18 protein-coding genes and 1 tRNA gene are annotated in these 23481 nt (G+C 72.7%); 14 read left to right on the forward strand and 5 right to left on the reverse strand.

Annotated features, from left to right (window positions below; genetic code table 11):
* Nucleotides 1-58: 58 nt before the first annotated feature.
* Nucleotides 59-2062, forward strand: a complete 2004-nt coding sequence (locus tag BGP79_RS00385; RefSeq protein WP_076692727.1) for an amino acid transporter — start codon at nt 59-61, stop codon at nt 2060-2062.
* Nucleotides 2063-2112: 50 nt separating this feature from the next.
* Here the strand turns inward: BGP79_RS00385 and BGP79_RS00390 are convergent, their stop codons facing one another.
* Nucleotides 2113-2655 (reverse strand): YbaK/EbsC family protein, encoded by a 543-nt coding sequence (locus BGP79_RS00390; protein WP_076692728.1) that lies wholly within the window; start codon nt 2653-2655, stop codon nt 2113-2115.
* A gap of 109 nt (nt 2656-2764) precedes the next feature.
* Nucleotides 2765-2840 (reverse strand) — tRNA-Arg (locus tag BGP79_RS00395).
* 114 nt (nt 2841-2954) lie between these two features.
* Here BGP79_RS00395 and BGP79_RS00400 point away from each other — a divergent pair.
* The 10 genes from BGP79_RS00400 to BGP79_RS00445 all read left to right on the forward strand — a co-directional run bounded on the left by BGP79_RS00400 (nt 2955) and on the right by BGP79_RS00445 (nt 16732).
* Complete coding sequence (locus tag BGP79_RS00400) at nt 2955-4262, forward strand: MFS transporter (RefSeq protein ID WP_076692729.1); 1308 nt, start codon at nt 2955-2957, stop codon at nt 4260-4262.
* Nucleotides 4263-4413: 151 nt separating this feature from the next.
* Nucleotides 4414-6063, forward strand: a complete 1650-nt coding sequence (gene argS, locus BGP79_RS00405) for an arginine--tRNA ligase (RefSeq protein WP_076692730.1) — start codon at nt 4414-4416, stop codon at nt 6061-6063.
* Nucleotides 6064-6080: 17 nt separating this feature from the next.
* The gene (gene lysA / locus BGP79_RS00410; RefSeq protein WP_076693232.1) at nt 6081-7610 is read left to right on the forward strand and encodes a diaminopimelate decarboxylase; all 1530 of its coding nucleotides are present in this window, start codon (nt 6081-6083) and stop codon (nt 7608-7610) included.
* Nucleotides 7610-8932 (forward strand): homoserine dehydrogenase, encoded by a 1323-nt coding sequence (locus BGP79_RS00415; RefSeq protein WP_076692731.1) that lies wholly within the window; start codon nt 7610-7612, stop codon nt 8930-8932. Before lysA ends, BGP79_RS00415 begins: the two co-directional genes overlap by 1 nt.
* 1 nt (nt 8933) lies before the next feature.
* Nucleotides 8934-10034 carry a threonine synthase gene (thrC, locus tag BGP79_RS00420; protein ID WP_076692732.1) on the forward strand — a complete coding sequence of 367 codons (1101 nt, stop codon included), beginning with the start codon at nt 8934-8936 and terminating at the stop codon, nt 10032-10034.
* Between the two features lie 10 nt (nt 10035-10044).
* Entirely contained in the window at nt 10045-11055 is a 1011-nt protein-coding gene (gene thrB / locus BGP79_RS00425; protein WP_233120990.1) for a homoserine kinase, read from the forward strand.
* 726 nt (nt 11056-11781) lie between these two features.
* Complete coding sequence (gene rho, locus BGP79_RS00430) at nt 11782-13815, forward strand: transcription termination factor Rho (protein WP_233121045.1); 2034 nt, start codon at nt 11782-11784, stop codon at nt 13813-13815.
* Between the two features lie 159 nt (nt 13816-13974).
* A complete protein-coding gene (gene prfA, locus BGP79_RS00435; protein ID WP_076692733.1) occupies nt 13975-15057 on the forward strand; it encodes a peptide chain release factor 1 in 1083 nt (360 codons plus the stop codon).
* A complete protein-coding gene (gene prmC, locus BGP79_RS00440) occupies nt 15054-16022 on the forward strand; it encodes a peptide chain release factor N(5)-glutamine methyltransferase (protein ID WP_083701429.1) in 969 nt (322 codons plus the stop codon). Before prfA ends, prmC begins: the two co-directional genes overlap by 4 nt.
* A complete protein-coding gene (locus tag BGP79_RS00445) occupies nt 16019-16732 on the forward strand; it encodes an L-threonylcarbamoyladenylate synthase (protein ID WP_076692734.1) in 714 nt (237 codons plus the stop codon). Before prmC ends, BGP79_RS00445 begins: the two co-directional genes overlap by 4 nt.
* Nucleotides 16733-16756: 24 nt before the next feature.
* Here the strand turns inward: BGP79_RS00445 and BGP79_RS00450 are convergent, their stop codons facing one another.
* The 3 genes from BGP79_RS00450 to BGP79_RS00460 are packed head-to-tail and all read right to left on the reverse strand — an operon-like array spanning nt 16757 to nt 19685.
* The gene (locus BGP79_RS00450; RefSeq protein WP_076692735.1) at nt 16757-17689 is read right to left on the reverse strand and encodes an NAD(P)-dependent oxidoreductase; all 933 of its coding nucleotides are present in this window, start codon (nt 17687-17689) and stop codon (nt 16757-16759) included.
* Nucleotides 17686-18723, reverse strand: coding sequence for a glycosyltransferase (locus tag BGP79_RS00455; protein ID WP_076692736.1), 1038 nt, complete (start codon nt 18721-18723; stop codon nt 17686-17688). Before BGP79_RS00455 ends, BGP79_RS00450 begins: the two co-directional genes overlap by 4 nt.
* Nucleotides 18720-19685 (reverse strand): glycosyltransferase, encoded by a 966-nt coding sequence (locus BGP79_RS00460; RefSeq protein WP_083701430.1) that lies wholly within the window; start codon nt 19683-19685, stop codon nt 18720-18722. The genes BGP79_RS00455 and BGP79_RS00460 overlap by 4 nt, the downstream gene beginning before the upstream one ends.
* Before the next feature lie 141 nt (nt 19686-19826).
* Here BGP79_RS00460 and BGP79_RS00465 point away from each other — a divergent pair, with 141 nt between their 5' ends.
* The 3 genes from BGP79_RS00465 to BGP79_RS00475 are packed head-to-tail and all read left to right on the forward strand — an operon-like array spanning nt 19827 to nt 23226.
* Nucleotides 19827-21710 (forward strand): nucleoside-diphosphate sugar epimerase/dehydratase, encoded by a 1884-nt coding sequence (locus tag BGP79_RS00465; RefSeq protein ID WP_076692737.1) that lies wholly within the window; start codon nt 19827-19829, stop codon nt 21708-21710.
* Nucleotides 21707-22783 carry a UDP-phosphate glycosyltransferase gene (locus tag BGP79_RS00470; RefSeq protein ID WP_233120991.1) on the forward strand — a complete coding sequence of 359 codons (1077 nt, stop codon included), beginning with the start codon at nt 21707-21709 and terminating at the stop codon, nt 22781-22783. The genes BGP79_RS00465 and BGP79_RS00470 overlap by 4 nt, the downstream gene beginning before the upstream one ends.
* On the forward strand, nt 22780-23226 hold the full coding sequence (locus BGP79_RS00475) for a hypothetical protein (RefSeq protein WP_076692738.1): 447 nt from the start codon (nt 22780-22782) through the stop codon (nt 23224-23226). Before BGP79_RS00470 ends, BGP79_RS00475 begins: the two co-directional genes overlap by 4 nt.
* The last annotated feature ends 255 nt before the right edge of the window (nt 23227-23481 follow it).

Genomic DNA, 23481 nt, shown 5'->3' on the forward strand with positions numbered 1-23481 from the left:
TCGGCCCGACCGGCCCGGGCAGGATCGTCCGGCGTGCGCGGGCGACGAGGAGGACCCGATGGCACACCCGTCCCTGCTGGACCGGCAGGAACGACGCGGTCGTCTGCGCAACTGGTTCCTCGAGGGCCTGAACGACCAGGCGGGATCGCACCAGGGCCCGGGCGCCCAGCCGGCGGAGGAGCATCCCCGCCACCCGTGGTGGAAGGTCATGTGCCTGACGGGCGTCGACTACTTCTCCACCCTCGGCTACCAGCCCGCCATCGCCGCGCTCGCGGCGGGTTTCCTCTCCCCGATGGCCACCATCATCCTCATCGCCGTGACGCTGTTCGGGGCGCTGCCGGTGTACCGGCGGGTCGCGGCGGAGAGTCCTCACGGCGCCGGCTCGGTGGCCATGCTCGAACGGTTGATGCCGCGCTGGCGGGGCAAGGTCTTCGTCCTGGTGCTGCTCGGGTTCGCCGCCACCGACTTCATGATCACCATGACGCTCTCCGCGGCGGACGCCTCGGCGCACCTGATCGGCAACCCGCTCGCGCCGTCGTTCCTGCACGGCGGCCAGGTGTGGGTGACCATCGTGCTGCTGACCCTGCTCGCCGTCGTCTTCCTGCGCGGCTTCGCCGAGGCCATCGGTTTTGCCGTCGTCCTCGTGGGTGTCTACCTGGCACTCAACGTCGTCGTGGTCGGCACAGCCCTGCTGCAGGTCGCCGCGCACCCGGCGCTGCTGAACCACTGGGTCGACGCGGTCACCACGGTGCACGGCGGCGGCTGGGCCGTGCTCGGCACGAGCCTGCTCGTCTTCCCCAAGCTCGCGCTCGGCATGTCCGGTTTCGAGACCGGCGTCGCGGTGATGCCGCAGATCCGCGGCTCGCGTTCCAGCTCCCGGTCCCGCTCCAAGGCCGGTTCCGGCTCCGCTGCCGCGGGTGACGACGGCCTGCAGGGACGCATCCGGGGCGCCCGGCGGCTGCTGACGACGTCGGCCGCCATCATGAGCGTCTTCCTGCTGACCTCCAGCTTCGCCACCACGATCCTCATCCCGCCGGCCGAGTTCCAGGCGGGCGGCCAGGCGGAGGGGCGGGCACTCGCCTACGTCGCGCACGCCTACCTCGGCCCGGTGTTCGCGAGCGTCTACGACCTGAGCACCATCACCATCCTGTGGTTCGCGGGTGCCTCCGCCATGGCCGGCCTGCTCAACCTGGTGCCGCGCTACCTGCCCCGCTACGGCATGGCGCCCGAGTGGGCGTCGGCCGTCCGGCCCCTGATCGCCGTGTTCTTCGCCGCCGCGGTGCTCGTGACCGTCGTGTTCGACGCCGACGTCAACGCCCAGGGCGGCGCGTACGCCACGGGCGTGCTCGTGCTGATGACGTCGGCGGCCGTGGCGGTCACCCTCGCGGTCGCCCGGCGGCGCACCCGGCGGGCGACCATCGCGTTCGCGGCCGTGACCGTCGTCTTCGTCTACACGACGGTCGCGAACGTCATCGAACGCCCCGAGGGCGTGCGGATCGCGGCGATCTTCATCCTGGCGATCCTCGTCGTCTCCTTCGTCTCCCGGGTGATGCGTTCGTTCGAGCTGCGGGAGACCGATGTGACCTTCGACGAGGCGGCCCTGGCGATGCTGAAGGAGGCGAACAGTCCGGACGGCGTCACCGTGATCGCCCACGAGGCCGGTCACGGCGGCCCGGGGCAGTACGCGGAGAAGCTGCAGGAGGTGACGGGCCGGGATCACCTGCCCTCGGGTGCCCACCCGCTCTTCCTCGAGGTGACCGTGGTCGACTCCTCGGACTTCGCCGTCGAGCTCGACGTGCGCGGCATCCGGGTGGGCGACGCGGACGTCCTGCGGGTCACCAGCCCGGTGGTGCCGAACACCATCGCCGCGGTGCTGCTGCAGATCCGCGACCTGACCGACGAGGTGCCCCACGTCTACTTCGAGTGGACGGAGGGCAACCCCCTGACCAACCTGGCGCGCTTCGTCTTCTCCGGGCAGGGCGAGGTGGCGCCGGTGACGCGGGAGATCCTGCGCCGGGCCGAGCCGATGGTGCTGCTGCGGCCGCACGTGCACGTCGGCTGACGTCCGCGGGTCCGCGCGTCACAGGGCTGTGCCGGGGCGGTAAAGAGGCCTCAGATGCCGAGGCCCTCGATCACGGCGGCGGCCGGCAGGTCGGCCAGCATCGCGCCGGGCAGCAGCAGCTTCGAGCGGCGCACGCCCGAGCCGATGCAGATGACCGGCAGCGCCGGAACGCGGGCGTCGACGAGCACCGGCCAGTCGGCCGGCAGACCGATCGAGCTGATCCCGCCGAACTCCATGCCGGTGCGCTCGACGGCGTCCTCCCGGGCCAGGAACGAGGCCTTGCGCACGTCGAGGCGCCGTTTGACGGTGCTGTTGACGTCGGCGCGGGTGGTGGCCGGCACCGCGCAGGCGGCGACCTTCTCGATGCCCTCCCGCTTGCCGGCGACGACGACGCAGTTGACCAGCGTCTGCGTGTCCAGGCCGTAGGCCTCCTCCGTTGCGGCGGTGTCGGAGAGGTCGGGGTCGATCTCGACGACGCCGACGCGGTCCAGCCAGCCGAGCGCGCTCAGCGCCGCCCGCACGGGCTCGCCGAGCAGGTCGGGACGGTCGGTGGCGGCGACGGCGGACAGGGAACCGAGGGTGTACAGGGCCATGCGCCGATCCTGCCACGGGCGAGGTGGACCGACGGGTGACCGGCGCTGCCGGGGCCGCACACATGACGAGAGCCCGGACCCTTGACGGGTCCGGGCTCTCGTGCTGCTGTGGTGCCCGCGATAGGATTCGAACCTACGGCCTTCTGCTCCGGAGGCAGACGCTCTATCCACTGAGCTACGCGGGCTGGTGCGTCCCTCAGCGTACCAGCGTCGCCACCCGGACACCGAATCCTGCGGGCATCCACGGAGCCGTCCGACTCGTCACGGCCCGGTGGCTCGCCAGCCGATAGCCTCGCAGGGTGGAGTGGACGCGTTGGAGGGGCCGGTTGCTGGCCCTGGCCGGAATCATGCTGCTGGCATTCACCCTCCGGGTGGCCGTCACCGACGTCACACCGCTGGTCAGCGCCATCGCCCGGGACGTGCCGCTGAACGCGACCACCACGGGTCTGCTCGGCATGCTGCCGCCCATCGCCTTCGCCGTCTTCGGTGTGCTCACCCCGGCCGCGCTGCGCCGGATCAGCGGCGAGTGGCTCGCCGTCCTCGCGATGGCGGTCTCGATCGTCGGGCAGGTGGGTCGGGCCCTCACGTCGGACACCGGCGTCTTCCTCGCCCTCTCGGTGCTCGCGGTCGCGGGTCTCGGCGTGGGCAACGTGCTGCTCCCGCCGCTGGTCAAGAAGTACTTCCCGGACGCCATCGGCTCCGTCACCGCGCTCTACGTGACGATCCTCGCCCTGAGCACCGCCGTGCCGCCGCTGGTCGCGGTGCCGCTCGCCGAGGCCACCGACTGGCGGGTGTCCACCGGCGCGTGGGCGATCGCGTGCCTCGTCGCGGCGCTGCCGTGGCTCGGTCTCGTCCGGTCGCGGGGACGGGGAGCTCGGAGGCCGCTGGGAGACGCCGCCGACGACGCGACCGGTCCCCAGCGCACGGCATCCGATCAGCGTGCGTCCGATCGGACGGCGTCGGAACGGCCGGCCTCGGGCAGCGAGCACGGCGCCGATCCCGCCGAACCCGAGGTCGCGCTCAAGCCGTGGCGCTCGCCGCTGGCCTGGGGACTGGTCGCGATGATGGGCTTCACCTCGTTCAACACCTTCTCCATGTTCACGTGGCTGCCGCAGATCGTGCTCGATGCCGGCCTGGACCGTGCCGGGGGCGGGGCGATGCTCTCCCTCTTCGCCTTCATCGGCATGCCGCTGAGCCTGATCGTCCCCGTGCTGGCCGCTCGCCTGCGCAACCCCTATCCGCTGTGCCTGGCGGGCGTGATCACCTACGCCGTCGCCTACTTCGGCCTGCTCGGCTCCGCGCCCGGCACGGTGTGGCTGTGGGTCTGCCTGCTCGGCGTGGGTCAGGCGAGCTTCCCGCTGGCCCTCGTGCTGATCAACCTGCGCACGCGCACGTACCGCGGCGCGCAGGCGCTCTCCGGCTTCGCCCAGGGCCTCGGCTACGGGTTCGCGTGCCTCGGCCCGCTGTTCGTCGGCATCCTGCACGAGGCCACCGGCGGCTGGCTCGCCCCGGTGATCCTGCTGTGCGGGGGACTGGTGGTCGTGGCCGTCGGCGGCGCGGTGTGCTGCCGTCCGCGGATGCTCGAGGACCAGCTCGCCCGCCCCTGACGGCTCCTGTTCATGCGCCCGCTCGTCGATAGGTGTCCCATCCGGTGTCCATCAGGGTCTCGCCACGACATCAATTGACGAGCTGCGCGAGGGGGAAGCGCGGCGACGCAACGATTCGAGGCCCGACACGCCGCGCCGGTACCCTGAACGGGTGACTCCCGAAGAACTCTCCTCCGCTCTTGCTGCCTGCCTCCAGGCCGCCGTCGACGCCGGCGATCTGGCGCTGACGACGGTTCCGGCGGTGCGCGTGGAGCGACCGAAGAACCGGGAGCACGGGGACTGGGCCACCAGCGTCGCCCTCCAGCTGGCCAAGCCGACCGGCCGCCCGCCGCGCGAGATCGCGACCCTGCTGCAGGGCCGGCTTGCCGCCGTCGACGGCGTCGCCTCGGTGGACATCGCGGGTCCCGGCTTCCTCAACATCGTGCTGGACACCGCGGCCGCGGGCGAGCTGGCCCGCACCGTCGTCGAGGCCGGCACCGCGTTCGGCACCGGCAGCACGATGGCGGGCACCCGGGTGAACCTCGAGTTCGTCTCGGCCAACCCGACCGGCCCCATCCACCTCGGCGGAACCCGCTGGGCGGCGGTCGGCGACGCGCTGGCCCGCGTGCTCACCGCGCAGGGCGCCGACGTCGTCCGCGAGTACTACTTCAACGACCACGGCGCACAGATCGACCGCTTCGCCCGGTCCCTCCTGGCCCGCGCCCAGGGGCAGGCCGCGCCCGAGGACGGCTACGGCGGGGAGTACATCGCCGAGATCGCCGACCAGGTGCTCGCCCTGCGGCCCGACGCCCTGAGCGACCCGGACCCGCAGGAGGTGTTCCGGTCGGTCGGCGTGACCCTGATGTTCGACGAGATCAAGCGCTCCCTGCACGACTTCGGGGTCGACTTCGACGTCTACTTCCACGAGGACTCGCTGTTCACCGCCGGCTCGGTCGAGACGCTGCTCGAACAGCTGAAGGCCTCGGACACCCTCTACTTCGCCGACGGCGCGTGGTGGCTGCGGTCCACCGACTACGGGGACGACAAGGACCGCGTGGTGATCAAGTCCGACGGGAACGCCGCCTACATCGCCGGTGACATCGCCTACTTCAAGGACAAGCGCTCGCGCGGCTTCGACCTGTGCCTCTACATGCTCGGCGCCGACCACCACGGGTACGTGGCCCGGCTCAAGGCGGCCGCGGCGGCCCTCGGCGACGACCCGGCGACCGTCGAGGTGCTGATCGGGCAGATGGTCAACCTGGTGCGCGACGGCAAGCCGATGCGGATGTCCAAGCGGGCCGGCACCGTGGTGACGATGGAGGATCTGGTCGAGGCCGTCGGGGTCGACGCCGCCCGCTACGCGCTGACCCGCTACTCGGTCGACTCGAACATCGACATCGACCTGGATCTGCTCGTCCGGCACTCGAACGACAACCCCGTGTTCTACGTCCAGTACGCGCACGCCCGCACCTGCGCCGTCGGCCGCAACGCCGACGCCGCCGGGGTGGATCGCAGCGCCGACGCGTTCGACGCGTCCGTCTTCGACCACGCCACCGAGTCCGCCCTGCTCGCGGCGCTCGGCCAGTACCCCGGCGTCGTCGCGCAGGCTGCCCAGTTCCGCGAGCCGCACCGCGTGGCCCGCCACCTCGAACTGCTCGCCGGTACCTACCACCGCTGGTACGACGTGCGCCGCGTGACGCCGCTCTCCGGCGAGGAGGTCACGGACACGCACCGGTCCCGCCGCTGGCTCAACGACGCGACCCGTCAGGTGCTGGCCAACGGCCTCGGCATGCTCGGCGTCAGCGCGCCGGAGCGCATGTGAACGAGCAGGTGAACAGCGTGAGCAAGACCGGCGTGAACGCGAGCCCCCTCGCCCCGGCGTGGCTGACCGTGCCCGACGACGTCGACGCGCTCGTGCCCGGCCTCTGGCCCGCTGACGCCGTCCGTGACGACGACGGCGCCCTGACGGTGGGCGGCGTCGGCCTGACCGAGTTGACCGACCGGTTCGGCACGCCGTCCTACATCCTCTCCGAGGGCGAGTTCCGCGCCCGCGCGCGTGCCTTCCGCGACGCCTTCACCGAGGCCTTCGCCGCCGGCGACGACGAGACGCAGCGCACCACCGTGGACGTCTACTACGCCGGCAAGGCGTTCCTGTGCACCGCGGTCGCCCGCTGGGTGATCGAGGAGGGCCTGTGCCTGGACACCGCGTCGGGCGGCGAGATGCTCGTCGCCCTGCGCGCGGGTGTGCCCGGCGCGCGGATGAGCCTGCACGGGAACAACAAGTCCGACGCCGAGCTGCGCCGCGCGCTGGAGGCCGGCGTCGGGCGGATCGTCGCCGACAGCCTGCCCGAGCTCGCCCGCCTCGACGCCCTCGCCGCCGAGGCCGGGGTCCGTGCCCCGGTGATGCTGCGGCTCACCCCGGGCGTGCACGCCCACACGCACGACTTCATCGCTACCGCCCACGAGGACCAGAAGTTCGGGCTCTCCCTGGCGGGGGACACGCGGGAGACCGGCGACGACGGCGAGGCCGGGACGCCGGGCTTCACCGGGTCGCCCGCCGAGGCCGCCGTCGCCGCCGCGCTCGCCGCCGAACACCTCGACCTGATCGGCGTGCACTGCCACATCGGTTCCCAGATCTTCGAGCCCGACGGCTTCGAGGCGGCGGCCCGCCGGCTGCTCGGCTTCCTCGCCCACGTGAAGGACCGGCACGGCGTCGAACTGCCCGAGCTGGACCTGGGCGGCGGTCACGGCATCGCCTACGTGCCCGGCGACGCCCCGCGCGCCCCGGCCGACATCGCCGCCGCGACCGCGGCCGTCGTGCGCGAGACCTGCGGCGAGCTCGGGCTGACCGTGCCCCGGATCTCGATCGAGCCGGGCCGTGCGATCGTCGGCACCGCCGGCATCACCCTCTACACGGTGGGCACGATCAAGGACGTCCGGGTGGACGTCGCCGAGGGACAGAACGCCGCCGATGACGCGACGGCGGTCCGCCGCTACGTCTCGGTCGACGGCGGCATGAGCGACAACCCGCGGCCCGTGCTCTACGACGCGGACTACTCCGCGGTGCTCGCCTCCCGCACCTCGACCGCCGGGCCCGCCCTGTGCCGGGTGGTCGGCAAGCACTGCGAGAGCGGGGACATCGTCGTGCGCGACGTCTACCTGCCCGCGGACCTGCGCGCCGGGGACGTGCTCGCCGTGCCCGCGACCGGGGCCTACTGCTGGTCCCTGTCGAGCAATTACAACTACCTGCCGCGGCCGGGGGTGACGGCGGTCCTCGACGGTTCGGCCCGCCCCATCGTGCGCGGCGAGACCGAGACCGACCTGCTGGCCCGGGACGTCCCGGAACCGGCGGGGCAGACGGGAGTGTGATGGAGACGCTGAAGGTGGCCCTGCTCGGGGCCGGCAACGTCGGCGCCCAGGTGGCCCGGATCCTGCTCGAGGACGCCGACGTCCTCGCCGCGCGCGTGGGCGCGCGGCTGGAACTGACCGGGATCGCCGTGCGCGACGTCGACGCCCCCCGCACGGTGGAGCTGCCCCGCGAGCTGCTCAGCACGGACGCGACGGCCGTGCTGGCCGGCGCGGATCTCGTCGTCGAGCTGATGGGCGGCATCGAGCCGGCCCGGACGCTGATTCTCGACGCGCTCGCCGCCGGCGCCACGGTGGTCACCGGCAACAAGGCACTGCTGGCCGAGCACGGCCCGGAGCTGTACGCGGCCGCCGAGGAGGCGGGCGTTCAGCTGGCCTACGAGGCCGCCGTCGCCGGCGCCATCCCGATCATCCGGCCGGTGCGCGACAACCTCGCCGGCGACAACATCACCAAGGTGCTCGGCATCGTCAACGGCACCACGAACTACATCCTTGACGCGATGGACGCCACCGGGGCCTCCTTCGCGGACGCCCTCGCCGACGCCCAGCGCCTCGGCTACGCGGAGGCCGACCCGACTGCGGACGTCGAGGGCCTGGACGCTGCCGCGAAGGCCACCATCCTGGCCTCGCTCGCCTTCCACACCAGCTTCGACCCGGCCCACGTGTCCTGCGAGGGCATCACGGCGATCACCGCGCAGGACGTCGCCGCGGCCCGCGAGGCCGGCTACGTGATCAAGCTCCTCGCCATCTGCGAGGCCGTGCCCGCGGACCCGGACGCCCCCGACGGCGACCGCGGCGTCGCCGTGCGCGTGCACCCGACCCTGCTGTCGCGCGAGCACGCGCTCGCCTCCGTGCGCGGCGCGTACAACGCCGTCTACATCGAGGCCGAGTACGCCGGCTCTCTGATGTTCTACGGCGCCGGTGCCGGGGGCGTGCCCACCGCCTCCGCCGTCCTCGGCGACATCGTCAGCTCCGCCCGCCGTCGCGTGCTCGGCGGCCCGGGCGTCACCGAGAGCGTCGCCGCGAGCATCACCCCGGTGGGACTCGACGCCGTCGTCACCAGCTACGCGATCGGCCTGCGGGTCGCCGACGCGTCCGGCGTGCTCGCGGCGATCGCCGCCGTCTTCGCCGACCACGGCGTCTCGATCGAGACCATGCGCCAGTCGACGCACGCCGACGGGGGCGGTGACGAGGCCGGCGACGCCGAGCTGCGCATCGTCACCCATCGCGCTCTCGACACGGCCCTGCGCCGCACCGTCGAGGCCGTCGGGCAGCTCGACGTCGTGCACGAGGTCACCAGCATCCTGCGAGTGGAAGGGGCCTGAGATGGCTCATCAGTGGCGCGGCGTGATCCGCGAGTACGCCGACCGGTTGCCGGTCACCGAGCAGACCGAGGTCGTGACTCTCGGCGAGGGCGGCACCCCGCTCGTCCCCGCCCGGCACCTCTCCGAGCTGACCGGCTGTGACGTGCGGATCAAGGTCGAGGGCATGAACCCGACCGGCTCCTTCAAGGACCGGGGCATGACGATGGCGATGACGGCGGCCAAGGCCGCCGGAGCCCGGGCCGTGGTCTGCGCGTCGACCGGCAACACGTCCGCCTCCGCGGCGGCCTACGCCAAGCAGGCCGGCCTGACCTGCGCCGTCCTCGTGCCGGAGGGCAAGATCTCGCTCGGCAAGCTGAGCCAGGCGCTCGCCCACGGGGCGACCCTGCTGCAGGTGGACGGCAACTTCGACAACTGCCTCGAGGTGGCGCGCAAGCTCGCCGAGGCGTACCCGGTGTTCCTCGTCAACTCGGTCAACCCGGCGCGCATCGAGGGCCAGAAGACGGGCTCGTTCGAGGTCGTCGACGCGCTGGGCGACGCCCCGGACCTGCACCTGCTGCCGGTCGGCAACGCGGGCAACATCACCGCCTACTGGCGCGGGTACGTCGAGTACTCGACGCCGTGGGAGAACCAGGCGGGCGAGACCGTCGCCCCGGTGGCCACCCGCCGGCCGCGGATGTGGGGCTTCCAGGCCGCGGGCGCCGCGCCGATCGTGCTCGGCCACCCGGTCACGGAGCCGGACACCATCGCGACCGCGATCCGGATCGGCAACCCCGCCTCGTGGGAGCAGGCCGAGGCCGCGCGCGACGAGTCCGGCGGCGTGATCGAGTCCGTCACCGACGAGCAGATCCTCGAGGCGCACCGCTGGCTCTCCGCGAAGGAGGGCGTGTTCGTCGAGCCCGCCTCCGCCGCCGGTGTCGCGGGGCTGCTCAAGAAGCACGCCGCGGGCGAGGTCGAGCCGGGCCAGACGATCGTCATCACCGTCACCGGGCACGGCCTCAAGGATCCGGACTGGGCGCTCAAGTCGGCCGACGGCTCCGCGATCGAACCCACCCGGGTGCCGTTCGACGTCGTCAGCGTGGCCGACGCCCTCGGCCTGCAGTGAGATGACGGGCGTGACCATCGACGAGGGCACCTCCGGCGGCCCCACTCCCGCCCTCGCCACCGGCGAACGGGCACTGACACCCGTCGCCGCCGGGCAGCGGGTCCGGGTGAGCGTGCCGGCGACCGTCGGCAACGTCGGCCCGGGGTTCGACTGCATCGGCCTGGCCCTGGACCTGCGGGACGAGCTGACCGTGGACACGACGCCGGGCCCGGCCCTGACCGTCGACGTGGTGGGGGAGGGCGCCGGCCAGGTGCCCACCGACGAGCGGCACCTGGTGGTGCGCACCATCCGCCGCACGCTCGAGCGAGCGGGATACGCGGCACCGGCGCTGCACCTGAGCGCCGTCAACGTGATCCCGCACGGCCGGGGTCTGGGCTCCTCCGCCGCCGCCATCGTCTCCGGTGTCCTGGCCGCCAACGCGCTGCTGCCGGCCGACGCCCGCGCCGACGAGGAGGCGATGTTCCAGTGGTGCTCCCACCTCGAGGGGCACCCGGACAACGTCGCGCCCGCGATCTTCGGATCGCTCGTGCTCTCCTGGGAGCGTGACGACGACACGGTCGGTCACGCGGTCGTTCCGGTCCACCCGGCCGTCAGCCCCGTGATGGCGATCCCGACGACGGAACTGTCCACCGAGGTCAGCCGGGGTCTGCTGCCGCCGTCGGTGGCGCACACCCAGGCGGCGGCCAACAGCGGCCGGGCCGCCCTGCTGGTCCACGCCATCGGCTCGGCGCCGGAGCTGCTGCCGCCCGCGACCCGGGACTACCTCCACCAGGACGTGCGCGCCGCGGCGATGCCCGCGAGCGCCGACCTGCTCCGTGCACTGCGCGCCCTCGGCTTCGCCACCGTCATCTCGGGAGCCGGCCCCAGCGTGCTCACGCTCGCCGTCGATCCGGCGCAGCGCGACGCCGTCGTGCGGGCCGTCCAGGAGCACCGGAGCCGCACCGGCGACGGCGACCGGTGGACCGTGATCACCCCGGGGGTCGGGCGCGAGGGTGCTAGAATCGAAGAGCACCGAGACTGAGGCGGCCAGTACACCGTGTGAGAGACGGACGCCTGACAGACGGAGGCCTCGAACCTAGGCCATCCTGTACAGCAGTGCTTCGCGAATGCCGAACACCGTGCGATCACCGTGTCCACACGCGGCGCCGACCCACGGCGGACGTTCCGCGAACGCGCTGCGTCAGATGTTATGTTTCCCGTGTCGCCATACGGCTCGTGCGCCCAGCAGGGCGAAACCTCCCGCGGTCCGGCCGTTTCCCGGCCGACCCGCACGGCTCGTTCCCGCCGCCGCACCTGGTGCAGTTCTTCTCCTTCCTGCCGTCCTCGGAGCACCCCCGCTCCGGGCACGGATCAGTCCCGGACCGGGCATCCGCCGGCGCTGGTGAGAAGACGCCAACACCGCCCCGACCCTGAGCAGGCAGTTCTCCGCCGCGGGTGCGGGGGCGCGTGGAGCCGGTCGCATGGCGGTCGGCTCAGCCACTACCCGACGGTCGTCGTCCAGTGACGACCGGATATCGAGGGGGAAGGATCCTTCGTGACCAACACCACCGACCTGTTGCCAGGTACGGAGAACGACCGCGTCGCCGGGGACACCGTCCCGGCCACGACGGCCGACCAGGGCGCCGCGAGCGCCGCCGGCACGCGCACCGCGAGCCGCCCGACCACGCCGGCGACGGCGGAGTCGACCACCACGACCTCCGGCGCCGACGAAGCGTCCGAGGGCCCGCGCGCCAACGGGCTCGCCGGCCTGAAGCTCGCCCAGCTGCAGGCCCTCGCCGGCCAGCTCGGCATCAGCGGCGGCTCCCGGATGCGCAAGAGCGATCTCGTGACCGCCATCAGCGCCCACCAGCGCGGCTCCTCCGTCGCCGACCGGCCCACGCAGGCCCGGTCCGACGCCGGTGCCGGCGACAACGGCGCCGCCCAGAACGGCACCACCCAGAACGGCGCTCCCCAGAACGGCGCCGCCGGTGAGTCGAACGGCACCGCCCCCGAGCGCGGCGGCCGGGGCCGCAGCCGCCGGGCGAGCAGCACGGGCGTCGTCGAGGCGGCAGCGCCGTCGGCGACCGAGTCCGAGCAGTCGGCGGGTCAGCCGGACCAGAACGGCCAGCGCACCGAGCAGTCCGGTGACGGCGAGCAGTCCGGCGAGAACGAGAGCCGACGCCAGCGCAACCGCAACCGGAACCGCGACGAGAAGCGCGACGGCCAGAACGGCCAGTCGAGCCAGAACACCCAGTCAGGCCAGAACGGCCAGAACAACGCTTCCGGCCAGGACAACCAGGCGGGCCAGAACGGCCAGAACACCCAGGCCAAGCAGGACCAGCAGTCCGGCGACGACAACGGCTCCCGCCAGGAGAGCCGCCAGTCCCGTCGCGAGCGCAACCGCAACCGGGATCGTGACGAGAACGAGAACCGGAACGAGAACCGCAGCGAGGGTCGGAACGACAACCGGAACGACGACGATTCCCGCGGCGGGCGGAACCGGCGCAACCGGAACCGCAACGACCGGAACGATCGCAACAACCGGGACGACCGCAACGACCGGTTCCGTGACCGCAGCGATCGCCGCCGCCGCAACGCCGGCCCCGAGGTGGACGACACCGAGGTCACCGAGGACGACGTCCTGCTGCCCGTCGCCGGCATCCTCGACGTGCTGGACAACTACGCGTTCGTCCGCACGTCCGGTTACCTGCCCGGCCAGAACGACGTCTACGTCTCGCTGAACCAGGTGAAGAAGTACCACCTGCGCAAGGGTGACGCCGTCGTCGGCGCCATCCGCGCCCCGCGTGACGGTGAGAACAACAACAACCAGGGCCAGAGCGCACGCCAGAAGTTCAACGCCCTGGTCAAGCTCACCAGCGTCAACGGCAAGAACCCCGAGGACAACAAGGACCGGGTCGAGTTCACCAAGCTGGTGCCGCTCTACCCGTCCGAGCGACTGCGTCTGGAGACCGATCCCAAGCGGATCGGCCCGCGCGTCATCGACCTCGTCGCCCCGATCGGCAAGGGCCAGCGCGGTCTGATCGTCTCGCCGCCGAAGGCCGGCAAGACGATGATCCTGCAGGCCATCGCCAACGCGATCACCACCAACAACCCCGAGGTGCACCTGATGATGGTGCTGGTGGACGAGCGTCCGGAAGAGGTCACCGACATGCAGCGGTCGGTGCGCGGCGAGGTCATCGCCTCGACGTTCGACCGCCCGGCCGACGACCACACGACGGTCGCCGAGCTCGCCATCGAGCGTGCCAAGCGCCTCGTCGAGATGGGCATGGACGTCGTCGTCCTGCTCGACTCGATGACCCGCCTCGGCCGTGCCTACAACAACGCGGCCCCGTCCTCCGGGCGCATCCTCTCCGGTGGTGTCGACGCTGCGGCCCTGTACCCGCCGAAGCGGTTCTTCGGTGCGGCGCGCAACATCGAGAACGGCGGTTCGCTGACGATCCTCGCCACCGCGCTGGTCGAGACCGGCTCGAAGATGGACGAGGTGATCTTCGAGGAGTTCAAGGGCACCGGCAACATGGAGCTGCGCCTGTCCCGCAACCTCGCGGACAAGCGCATCTTCCCGGCCGTGGACGTGAACGCCTCCGGCACCCGGCGCGAGGAGAACCTCCTCTCGCCGGAGGAGGTCAAGATCATGTGGAAGCTGCGCCGCGTCCTCTCCGGGCTCGAGCAGCAGCAGGCCCTGGAGCTGCTGACCGGCAAGATCCGCGAGACGCAGTCCAACGCGGAGTTCCTCATGACGGTGGGTCGCACGACCCTCGCCAGCAAGTCCGACGACAACTAGCTCCGTCACCGCCGCCCCGCATCGCGCGGGTCCGGTCCCGTTCCCTCCTCCTGAGGGGCGCGGCCGGGCCGCGCGGGCGGGGCGGCGTCGTCGGTGCAGGAGGACGTCGAGGCGGCAGCGGTCGTCGACGCAGGAACAGCGGCAGGAGAAGAGGAGACCATGTTCGAGTCGGTCCACGGGTTGCTCACCGAGCACACGGAACTGCAGACCTCGCTGGCGGACCCGGCGGTGCACGCCGACCCCCGGCGCGCCCGTCAGCTCGGCCGGCGTTACGCGCAGTTGAACGGCATCGTCGAGGCCTACCGGCGGTACGAGAGTCTCTCCGGTGACCTGGAGGCCACGCGCGAACTGGCCGCCGAGGACCCGGAGCTCGCCGCCGAGGTGCCCGGACTGGAGGCCGACCTGGACGCCGCAACCGAGCGGCTGCGCCGGCTGCTGATCCCGCGCGATCCCGACGACGGCCGCAACGTCATCCTCGAGATCAAGGCGGGAGAGGGCGGCGAGGAGTCCGCCCTCTTCGCCGGCGACCTGCTGCGCATGTACACGCGGTACGCGGAGGGCCGGGGCTGGAAGACCGAGATCATCGCCGAGACCGGCTCGGACCTGGGGGGCTACAAGGACGTGTCCGTGGCCGTCAAGGGATCGGCGAGCGACCCGGCGGCGGGCGTCTGGGCCCACCTGAAGTACGAGGGCGGGGTGCACCGCGTCCAGCGGGTGCCCGTGACCGAGTCCCAGGGCCGGATCCACACCTCGGCGGCCGGCGTGCTCGCGCTGCCCGAGGTGGACGAGCCCGAGGAGATCGAGATCGGCGCCAACGACCTGAAGATCGACGTCTACCGGTCCTCCGGTCCCGGTGGCCAGTCCGTCAACACGACCGACTCCGCGGTGCGGATCACCCACCTGCCCACCGGCATCGTCGTCGCCATGCAGAACGAGAAGTCGCAGTTGCAGAACCGTGAGGCCGGCATGCGCGTGCTCCGCGCCCGCATCCTGGCCCACCAGCAGGAGCAGATCGACGCCGAGAACTCGGCGCAGCGCAAGTCGCAGATCCGCACGATGGACCGCTCCGAGCGGATCCGGACCTACAACTTCCCGGAGAACCGCATCGCGGATCACCGCACGGGATACAAGGCCTACAACCTGGACGCCGTGATGGACGGCGACCTCGGCCCGGTCGTCCAGTCCTGCATCGACGCCGACGAGGCGGCCCGCCTCGCGGCGCTCGGGGAGGACGTGGCGTGACCGGGGACGCCGGCTTCTCCGACGCCGGTCGCACCGACCTGGCCGCGGCGCTGCGCGACGCCGAGTCCGCCCTCGCCGAGGCCGGTGTGCCCTCGCCCCGCGTCGATGCGGAACTGCTCGCCGCGCACCTGCTGCGCGTGAACCGCGGGCGGGTCCGAGCCCTGGCGCTGACCGGCGCCGACGCGCCGGCGGGGCTGGCGGACCTGGTCGCCGAACGGGCGCACCGCATCCCGCTGCAGCACTTGACCGGCACCGCCTCCTTCCGCACCGTCGACCTCGCGGTCGGACCCGGCGTGTTCATCCCGAGGCCCGAGACCGAGTCCGTCGTGCAGGTGGCCCTGGACTGGCTGCGTGACGAGGGGCTGAGCGCTCCGGTGGTCGCCGATCTCGGCACCGGGTCCGGTGCGATCGCCGCCGCCGTCGCGGCCGAGGTGCCCGGCGCCCGCGTGGTGGCCGTCGAACGCAGCGAACTCGCCCTCGCCTGGGCGCAGCGCAATCTTGCCGGCACCGGCGTCGACCTGCTCGCCGGGGACTTCCGCACCGCCCTGGCCGGGCGGGAGGGCACCTTCGACGTCGTCATCACCAACCCGCCCTACGTGCCGCCGGACGCCGTGCCGGTCGACCCGGAGGTCGCGGAGCACGACCCGCCCGAGGCCCTCTACGGGGGCGCGCGGGGTGGCCTGGAGCACCCGGCCGCGGCGGCCGTCGCGGCGTTCGCGGCGCTGCGGCCCGGCGGCTTCCTCGTGATGGAGCACGCCGAGCAGCAGGGCCCGGCCGTGGAACGGATCTTCACCGCCGCGGGCTTCACCGGGGTCCGCGCCCATCCGGATCTCACCGGGCGGCGACGCGCGACGTCCGGCTTCACCCCGGACGGTGTCGAGCCGGACAGCGCCACCCCGGACATCGCCACCCCGGACAGCCGGCCCGACCATCACCCGCACGAGAACGGAGGCACTCGCGCATGAGCGAGATCATCGACTGCACCGACGACGCCGGCCGGGCCGAGGGCCTGGCCCGCGCGCACGAGGCGATCACCGCGCAGCAGTGCATCGTGCTGCCCACCGACACCGTGTACGGCATCGGGGCGGACGCGTTCTCCCCGCAGGCGGTGGCGACCCTGCTCGCCGCGAAGGGCCGCGGCCGGACCATGCCGCCGCCGGTCCTCGTGGCGCGGCCCGAGGTGCTCGACGGGCTGGCCACCGAGGTGCCCCAGCAGGCGCGCGACCTCGCCGCCGCCTTCTGGCCCGGCCCGCTCACCCTCATCCTGCGCGCGCAGCCGTCGTTGACCTGGGACCTGGGGGAGACCCACGGCACGGTCGCGCTCCGGATGCCCGACGACCGGATCGCCCTCGACCTGCTCGGCCTGACCGGTCCGCTGGCGGTGTCCTCCGCGAACCGCACCGGTCACCCGGCCGCATCTACCGCGGCGGAGGCGCAGGAGCAACTCGGCGACGCCGTCGGCCTCTACCTCGACGGCGGCTCCCGTGGCGAGAACGTGCCCTCGACCATCGTCGACTGCACGGGCGAGGGCTTCGTCGTCGTGCGCGTCGGAGCGCTGAGCGTCGATCGGCTGCGCGAGGTCGTCCCGGACATCACGGACGGGACGGACACCAGCGACGCCGACGGCAGCGAGCAGGACAGCAGCGAGACCGGCGCCGCCTCCGACCACGCCTGAGACGGCTGCTTCGGCCCGGTGGCGTCAGCGCCGTCCGGCGCGCTGGAGGACGTCGCGCACGTCGCCGTGCACCGTCACCCCGTTCTCGCGGGCCCAGGCCGGGTCGTCCTCCTGGCCGAACCACATCAGCTCCACGCGCCGCACGGCCCCACGCAGTCGGTCACCGGCCAGCCGCGACGCCAGATACCCCGTGCGCACGGCCGTCCGGCAGAGCACGGCGGGCACCGTGAGCGGGTCCCGCCCGCCGGCCAGGCGCAGCACCTCGTCGGTGCGCAGTCCCTCGCCGGGCTGCAGGACGACGGGCGGCAGCTCCCCGGCCCAACCGGCGACGGTGAGGACGAAGCCGACCAGGTGCCGGACGGAGACCACCGGCGTGGACCGCGGTGCACCGGAGGCGACGGAGGCCAGGGGGGAGCGTGCGATCCGGGCCAGGGCTGCCGTCGTGGGCCGTCCCGCCCCCTGCACGGAGGTGGCACGGACGATCACCAGCTGGGTCGATCCGACGTCGAGCTGCCGCAGGGTCCGCTCGGCCAGCGCCTTGGACCGCGAGTAGGCGGAGAACGGCGCGAGGTCGTCCGACTCGTCGAGCCGCGGACGGTCGCCCTGCACCGCGGCGGAGGAGAGATGGACGAACCGGGCCACCCCGGCGCGCTGGGCGGCGAGGGCCGCGACGACGGGCAGCACCGCGTTCGCGCCGGTCATCCGGTCGCGGGCGGCGCCGTCGGGCGTGGCCATGCCGGCCGCGTTGATGACGACGTCGACGCCGGAGAAGAGCTCCGTCAGGTGCGCCAGGGCCTCGACCTCCGCGCGCGCGTCTGCCAGGACCTCGTCGGCGTCGGCGGCGTGGGAGCGCAGCCGGGGCGCGACGACGGTGACCACGGGCACGGACGACCGGGTGAGGCGATCCACCAGCGCCTGGCCGATGAACCCACGTCCACCGAGAACGGCGACCCTCATGCGTTCCCCTCCGCTGTTCCGATGTCCGTCGTGCCTGTCTGCGGTGTTCCCATCTCCGGCGTCCCCATCTCCGGCGTCCACGCAGGGTCGCGCAGGATGGGGCGGCTGTCCCGCCAGCCCCGCCACAGCGGCACCACGCCGCGGACCCGGCGCTCGACCAGCAGCAGCCGGACCAGTTCCTTGGCCGCGGTGAGCGCGGTGCCGACCGCGAAGCCCGGGCGGGAGTACGCCTGCTCGGCCTGGAGGTAGCGGGCGACGTGGCCGCGGTTGCGCATCACGTGGTAGCGGCTCAGGTCGGACGAATCGTTCAGGTGCCGGACGCCGAGGTCGACGTGGCGTTGAGGGCGGACCTTGCGCAGCACGAACCGGTCGACGTAGGTGACGGGTTCGGTGCGGGAGATCAGCCAGCCGTACATCGCGTCGTCCCAGGTGATGAAGAAGCGGCCGTCCGGCGGCCCGACCCGCTCCGCGGTGCGCCGGTTGAGGAACATGCCCTCGAAGCAACCGACGTCGGTGCGCATCACCGGGCCGGAGCGGAACACGTCGCCCGGCACCGGGAGCGGAATGCCGAGCCAGGCGTGGAAGCGGTTCTGCCAGAAGAACGGCTTGTCCTCCTCGTCCCACCGGCGCCCGTGCACCGCGCCGGCGTCGGCGAGGAACGGCCCGATCGCGGCGAGCGCGTCCGGGACGGTGACGACGTCGTCGTCCATCAGCCACAGCCACGCGGCGTCCTGCGGGGCAGTGCCGTCGAGCACGGCGCGCACCCCGGCACGGAATCCGCCGGAACCACCGCTGTTGACCGGCAGCCGCTCGACCCGGACCGGGAACGGCGCCGCGGCGGCGAACGCGGCGGTCACCTCCGGCGTGTCGTCGGTGCTCGCGTTGTCCACCACGGTGACGCCGGCTGGCGCCGGCGCCAGCGCCAGGACGCTGTCGAGGAGGCCACGCAGGTAGTCGGACCGGTTGAAGGTGACGATGACGAGGTGCACGGCGGGCACGGTGGTCGCCGTCTCGTGACCGGTGCGCTCGGTCATCGCGGCAGGTTCCACGGGGGACCGAAGGACCGGTTCCGCAACCCCGCGACGAACGGCCGCGCCCACGCGGCCAGCCCCGCCACATCACCGTGGCGCAGGAAGTAGAGGGGATAGCCGACACCGTCGGCGGCCAGCGAGCGGACGCGGCGGTAGCGCCGGATCAGCTGACCCCGGTTGCGGTAGAAGTAGAAGCGCTTGGTCTCCGTCTCCGGGACGAGGACGTGCAGCCGGTCGCCGATCACGTGCTGCAGTTCCGCCTCGCCGGAGGGGTGCCGCAGGGCCGCGGTGGTCACGGTGCCGAACCGGACGCCGGCGCGGCGCAGCCGCAGCATGAAGTCGGTCTCGTCCCCCCGCAGGAACATCCGCAGGTCCGGCAGGCCCACTGTGTAGAAGACGTCGCGGTGCACGAGGGCGCCGTTGAAGAAGTGGCCCACGTCCGCGCGGAAGCCGGCGGCCTCGACCGTGGCCCGGTCGTGCGTGCTGTGCCCGTCGACGCGGAAGTGGAACGAGAGCCGATCCGGGTCGTCCGGGGTGACCACCAGCGGCAGCACCACCTCGAGGTCCCGCTCGGCCGCGGCGTCGACGAGGGCGGCGAGGGTGCCGGCGTCCTCGGGGTGCGCGTCGTCGTCCATGATCCAGATCCACTCGGCGCCCGAGGCCAGGGCGGCGAGGATGGCCAGCGCGAACCCGCCGGCACCGCCGAGGTTGACCTCGGAGCGCAGATAGGTCACGGGCACGTCCGCCGCCTCCGCGAGCTCGCGCACCGGCGAGGAACCGGAGTCGACCAGCACCACGGACGCCAGCGCCGTCGTCTGCCGGGCGAACCCCTCGAGCAGGAGGCGCAGGTCGTCGGGCCGGTCCAGGGTGACCACCGCGGCCGCGATCCGCGCCTCGCGAAGCGACGGCTCCACCGACGGCTCCGCCGGGACTCCGGACGAGTCGTCGAGGGGGTTCTGCGGCATGGCGTCCTTCCGTCTCGCCCCGCATCTTCCGGGGCGGCGGTGGGTATGGTGGGGTAGATTCCACCCTAGTCCACGGGACCGGTGCCGCGGACGAGCCCGGCACCGTGCGGTCCCGGTCCTTGTCCGACGAAACGGAGCACGATGGCGCAGATCACCACCGGTGCCGGAGGCCTGCCCCGCGAGGACAAGCCGGCGCTGTGGTTCTGGATCCAGTTCGCGCTGGACGCCGCCGCCTGGATCATCGCGATCGTGCTCGCCCTCGTGCTGCGGTACGAGCTGACCGTCGACTTCATCTCCCTGCCGGACGTCACCGTCTACGGCGCCCTCGCCATCGTGAGCCAGGCCGTGGTGGGCTACGCCTTCGCCCTCTACCGGGGCCGCTACGTCTTCGGCAGCTTCAACGAGGCCAAGCTGCTCGTCGTCGTCACCGTGATCGTCTCGGCCCTGCTGCTGGCCGCCTCCCTGCTCTTCTACCGGTCGCTGCACATCCCGCGCTCGACGGCGCTGATCGCGTTCCCGTTCGCGTGCCTGTTCATGGCGGCGAGCCGGTACGTCAAGCGCATGTACGTCGAGTCCCGCGCCAAGCCGGGCTCGGGGGCGCAGCGCACCTTGATCTACGGCGCCGGTTTCCTCGGCGGTTCCCTGGCCCGGCGGATGAACAACGATCCCCAGTCGCCCTACCGCCCCGTCGGGCTGATCGACGACGACCCGGCCAAGAAGCACCTGCGCATCGACAGCGTCCCGGTGATGGGCCGTACCGAGGACATCGCCGACGCGGTGCGTCGCACCCGGGCCACGGTACTCGTCGTCGCCGTCGCCGACCTGGAGGCCAAGAAGCTCCGCGAGATCTCCGACCAGGTGGCCGGCCAGCAGATCCGGGTCCTCGTCCTGCCCCCGCTGCGGGACATGCTCGCCGGCAGCCCCGGTCTGGGCGACTTCCGCGACGTGGCCGTCGAGGACCTGATCGGCCGCCACCCGGTGGACACCAACGTCGACGAGATCGCCGGGTATCTGACCGGCCGCAAGGTGCTCGTCACCGGCGCGGGGGGCTCCATAGGCTCCGAACTGTGCCGCCAGATCAGTGCGTTCGCCCCGGCCGAGCTGATCATGGTGGACCGGGACGAGTCGGCCCTGCAGTCGACCCAGATCTCCCTGACCGGGCGGGGCCTGCTCGACGGCCGCGACACCGTGCTCGCCGACATCCGCGACGCGGAGGCGATCGGCAAGGTGTTCCTGCGGCGTCGGCCCGAGGTGGTCTTCCACGCGGCCGCCCTCAAGCACGTCTCCCTGCTCGAGCAGTACCCCGGGGAGGCGTACAAGACCAACGTGCTCGGCACCCTCAACGTCCTGCACGCCTCGCTCGAGGCCGGGGTCGAGACCTTCGTCAACATCTCCACCGACAAGGCCGCCAACCCGACCTCCGTGCTCGGGCACTCCAAGCGGATGGCCGAGCGGATGACGGCCTGGGCGGCGCGGGTCAGCGGACGCCGGTTCGTCTCCGTGCGGTTCGGCAACGTGATCGGCAGCCGCGGGTCGATGCTGCCGCTCTTCACCGAGCAGATCCGCGCCGGCGGCCCGGTCACCGTGACGGATCGCGAGGTCAGCCGCTTCTTCATGACGATCCCGGAGGCGTGCCAGCTGCTCGTCCAGGCCGGGGCGATCGGCAACCCCGGGGACGTGCTGATCCTCGACATGGGGGAGCCGGTCAAGATCCTCGACGTGGCCCGACGGATGATCGCCATGTCCGGGCGCGACGTCGACATCGTCTTCACCGGCCTGCGGCACGGCGAGAAGCTGCACGAGGAACTGATCGGCCGCGACGAGACCGACGAGCGCGTCCATCCCAAGATCTCCCGCACCGCGATCGCCGAACTCGATCCCGGCCGGCTGGACTACGAGGAGTGGAAGCGCCGCGCCGGCATGGACGGGTCCGGCCCCGAAACCGGCTTCATCTCGATCGTGCCCACCCAGCAGCGGGACGCCCGGCCCTACGAGCCGGGCTACCCGCCGGCCTCCGGTCAGTGACGGCACCCGCCGTGCTCGTCCTCGTCCTCGTCGCCGTCCTGGTGCTCTCCGGCGCCCTGCCCGCGCTCCTGCGTCCCCTGCTGCTGCGCGGTGGCGTCATCGACGTGCCCAACGCGCGCTCCTCCCACGCCCGCCCGGTGGTGCGGGGGATGGGCTTGTCGGCATGGGCCGCCGTCGTCGTCGGCATGGTCCTCGCCCTGGTCACCGGCACCGTCCGGGTGGACCGGGGGGTCACCGTGATCGTGCTGCTGATCGCGTCGGCGGCCGCCGCCCTCGGGTGGGTCGAGGACTTCCGTGGCGTCTCGGTGCGCTTCCGCGCCACCGCCCAGCTGCTCATCGGCGCCGTCGGGACGACCGCCATCGCGCTGGCGTTCGGGCAGACCGGCTGGTGGATCCCCGCCGGGGCCCTGGCGATCGCCGTCTACATCAACGTCGCGAACTTCATGGACGGCATCAACGGCATCTCCGGCCTGCACGGCGTCACCGTCGGGCTCTTCTACGCGCTGGCGGGTCAGCTCTCGGGGCAGTGGTGGCTCACCGTCGGCGCCCTCGTCCTCGCGGTCGCCTTCGCGGCGTTCCTGCCCTGGAACCTGGCCGGCGGACGCGGTGGGGGAGCGGTGTTCCTCGGCGACGTCGGCTCGTACCTGCTCGGTGGGATGGTCGCGGCGATGGCTGCGGCGGGCTTCCTGGCCGGCGTGTACGTGGAGTACCTGCTCTCGCCGCTGGTCATCTACCTCGCCGACACGGCGTTCACCTGGGTCCGCCGCGTCCGTTCGGGCGCCCGCTGGTACGCGCCACACCGCGAGCACGTGTACCAGCGCCTCACCGACGTCGGGCTGTCCCACCTGGGCTCCTCGGTCGTCGTCACGGCCTGCACCATCGCCGTCGGGCTCCTCGGCGTGGTCTCCGCGCAGGGCACGCTCGGGACGTCGATCGCCGCGACGGTCGCCGGGATCGCCGTCGTCGCCGGCTATCTCGCGTCCCCCGCGCTGATCGGACGGCTCCGGCGCTCGCGCCGCGATCCCGGCACCGGCGTGCGGAGGCCGAAGGCGACCGGCGGGGGCCGGGCGTGATCCGCCGTCGCGGTGCGTCCGCCGCCGCGGGCCCGGTGGCCGCGGCCGCCCCGGTGCCGAGCGTGTGGCTGCCGATGCTGCGGCTGTGCCTGCTGGTGTGCGTCCCGCTCGCCGTCGTGGTGGCGGTGGCCGGTGCGGTGATCGCCGGGTGGGGGGCAGCGGGCAGTGCGCTCGGGTCCGCCGTGCTGGTGATGGCGTTCTTCGCGATCAGCCTGCTCGTGGGGCACCGATTCGAGTCCGCCGGGGGCACCCGGGCGCTGCGGGCCTTCCTCGTCACCTACGTCGTCAAGGTGATCGGCTTCGGTGCCGTGCTCGTGCTGATCGGCCGGCCCGGCTGGGTGGATCCGGCGTGGTTCGTCGGCTCCGCGGTCGCCACCCTGATCGCCTGGCAGGTGGCCGAGCTCGCCGGCTTCGCGCGTTCCCGCCGGCTCTACCTTCCCTGAGCGGCGTCCGGTCCCGTCCCCGGGCGGAACACTCTCGCGTGCATCAGCGTCGGACCGGCATCGTGGCAGGGGTCGTGTCAGGGGCGCCCGCCGATCTTTGATAGTCTGGATCCAGCCAATCGACAACGACGAACCGCGTCATTCCGCCTGTCCGGTGGCCCGTCCCCGTGACGGGGCAGCCGAGTGCGGATGGCACGGAATCGCTGACGGAGCCGGTGCTCACCGGATCCGGGGTCCACAGTGACGCGGACCCGG

The organism is Tersicoccus sp. Bi-70, from assembly GCF_001968825.1.
In the GTDB taxonomy this organism is placed as follows: Bacteria; Actinomycetota; Actinomycetes; order Actinomycetales; family Micrococcaceae; genus Tersicoccus.

Excerpts from the sequence above, each read along its gene's own strand:
- BGP79_RS00385 (WP_076692727.1), top strand. The coding sequence starts at position 59 with ATGGCACACCCGTCCCTGCTGGACCGGCAGGAACGACGCGGTCGTCTG.
- BGP79_RS00390 (WP_076692728.1), bottom strand. The coding sequence starts at position 2,655 with ATGGCCCTGTACACCCTCGGTTCCCTGTCCGCCGTCGCCGCCACCGAC.
- BGP79_RS00415 (WP_076692731.1), top strand. The coding sequence starts at position 7,610 with ATGGAGACGCTGAAGGTGGCCCTGCTCGGGGCCGGCAACGTCGGCGCC.
- thrC (WP_076692732.1), top strand. The coding sequence starts at position 8,934 with ATGGCTCATCAGTGGCGCGGCGTGATCCGCGAGTACGCCGACCGGTTG.
- prfA (WP_076692733.1), top strand. The coding sequence starts at position 13,975 with ATGTTCGAGTCGGTCCACGGGTTGCTCACCGAGCACACGGAACTGCAG.
- BGP79_RS00445 (WP_076692734.1), top strand. The coding sequence starts at position 16,019 with ATGAGCGAGATCATCGACTGCACCGACGACGCCGGCCGGGCCGAGGGC.
- BGP79_RS00450 (WP_076692735.1), bottom strand. The coding sequence starts at position 17,689 with ATGAGGGTCGCCGTTCTCGGTGGACGTGGGTTCATCGGCCAGGCGCTG.
- BGP79_RS00455 (WP_076692736.1), bottom strand. The coding sequence starts at position 18,723 with ATGACCGAGCGCACCGGTCACGAGACGGCGACCACCGTGCCCGCCGTG.
- BGP79_RS00460 (WP_083701430.1), bottom strand. The coding sequence starts at position 19,685 with ATGCCGCAGAACCCCCTCGACGACTCGTCCGGAGTCCCGGCGGAGCCG.
- BGP79_RS00465 (WP_076692737.1), top strand. The coding sequence starts at position 19,827 with ATGGCGCAGATCACCACCGGTGCCGGAGGCCTGCCCCGCGAGGACAAG.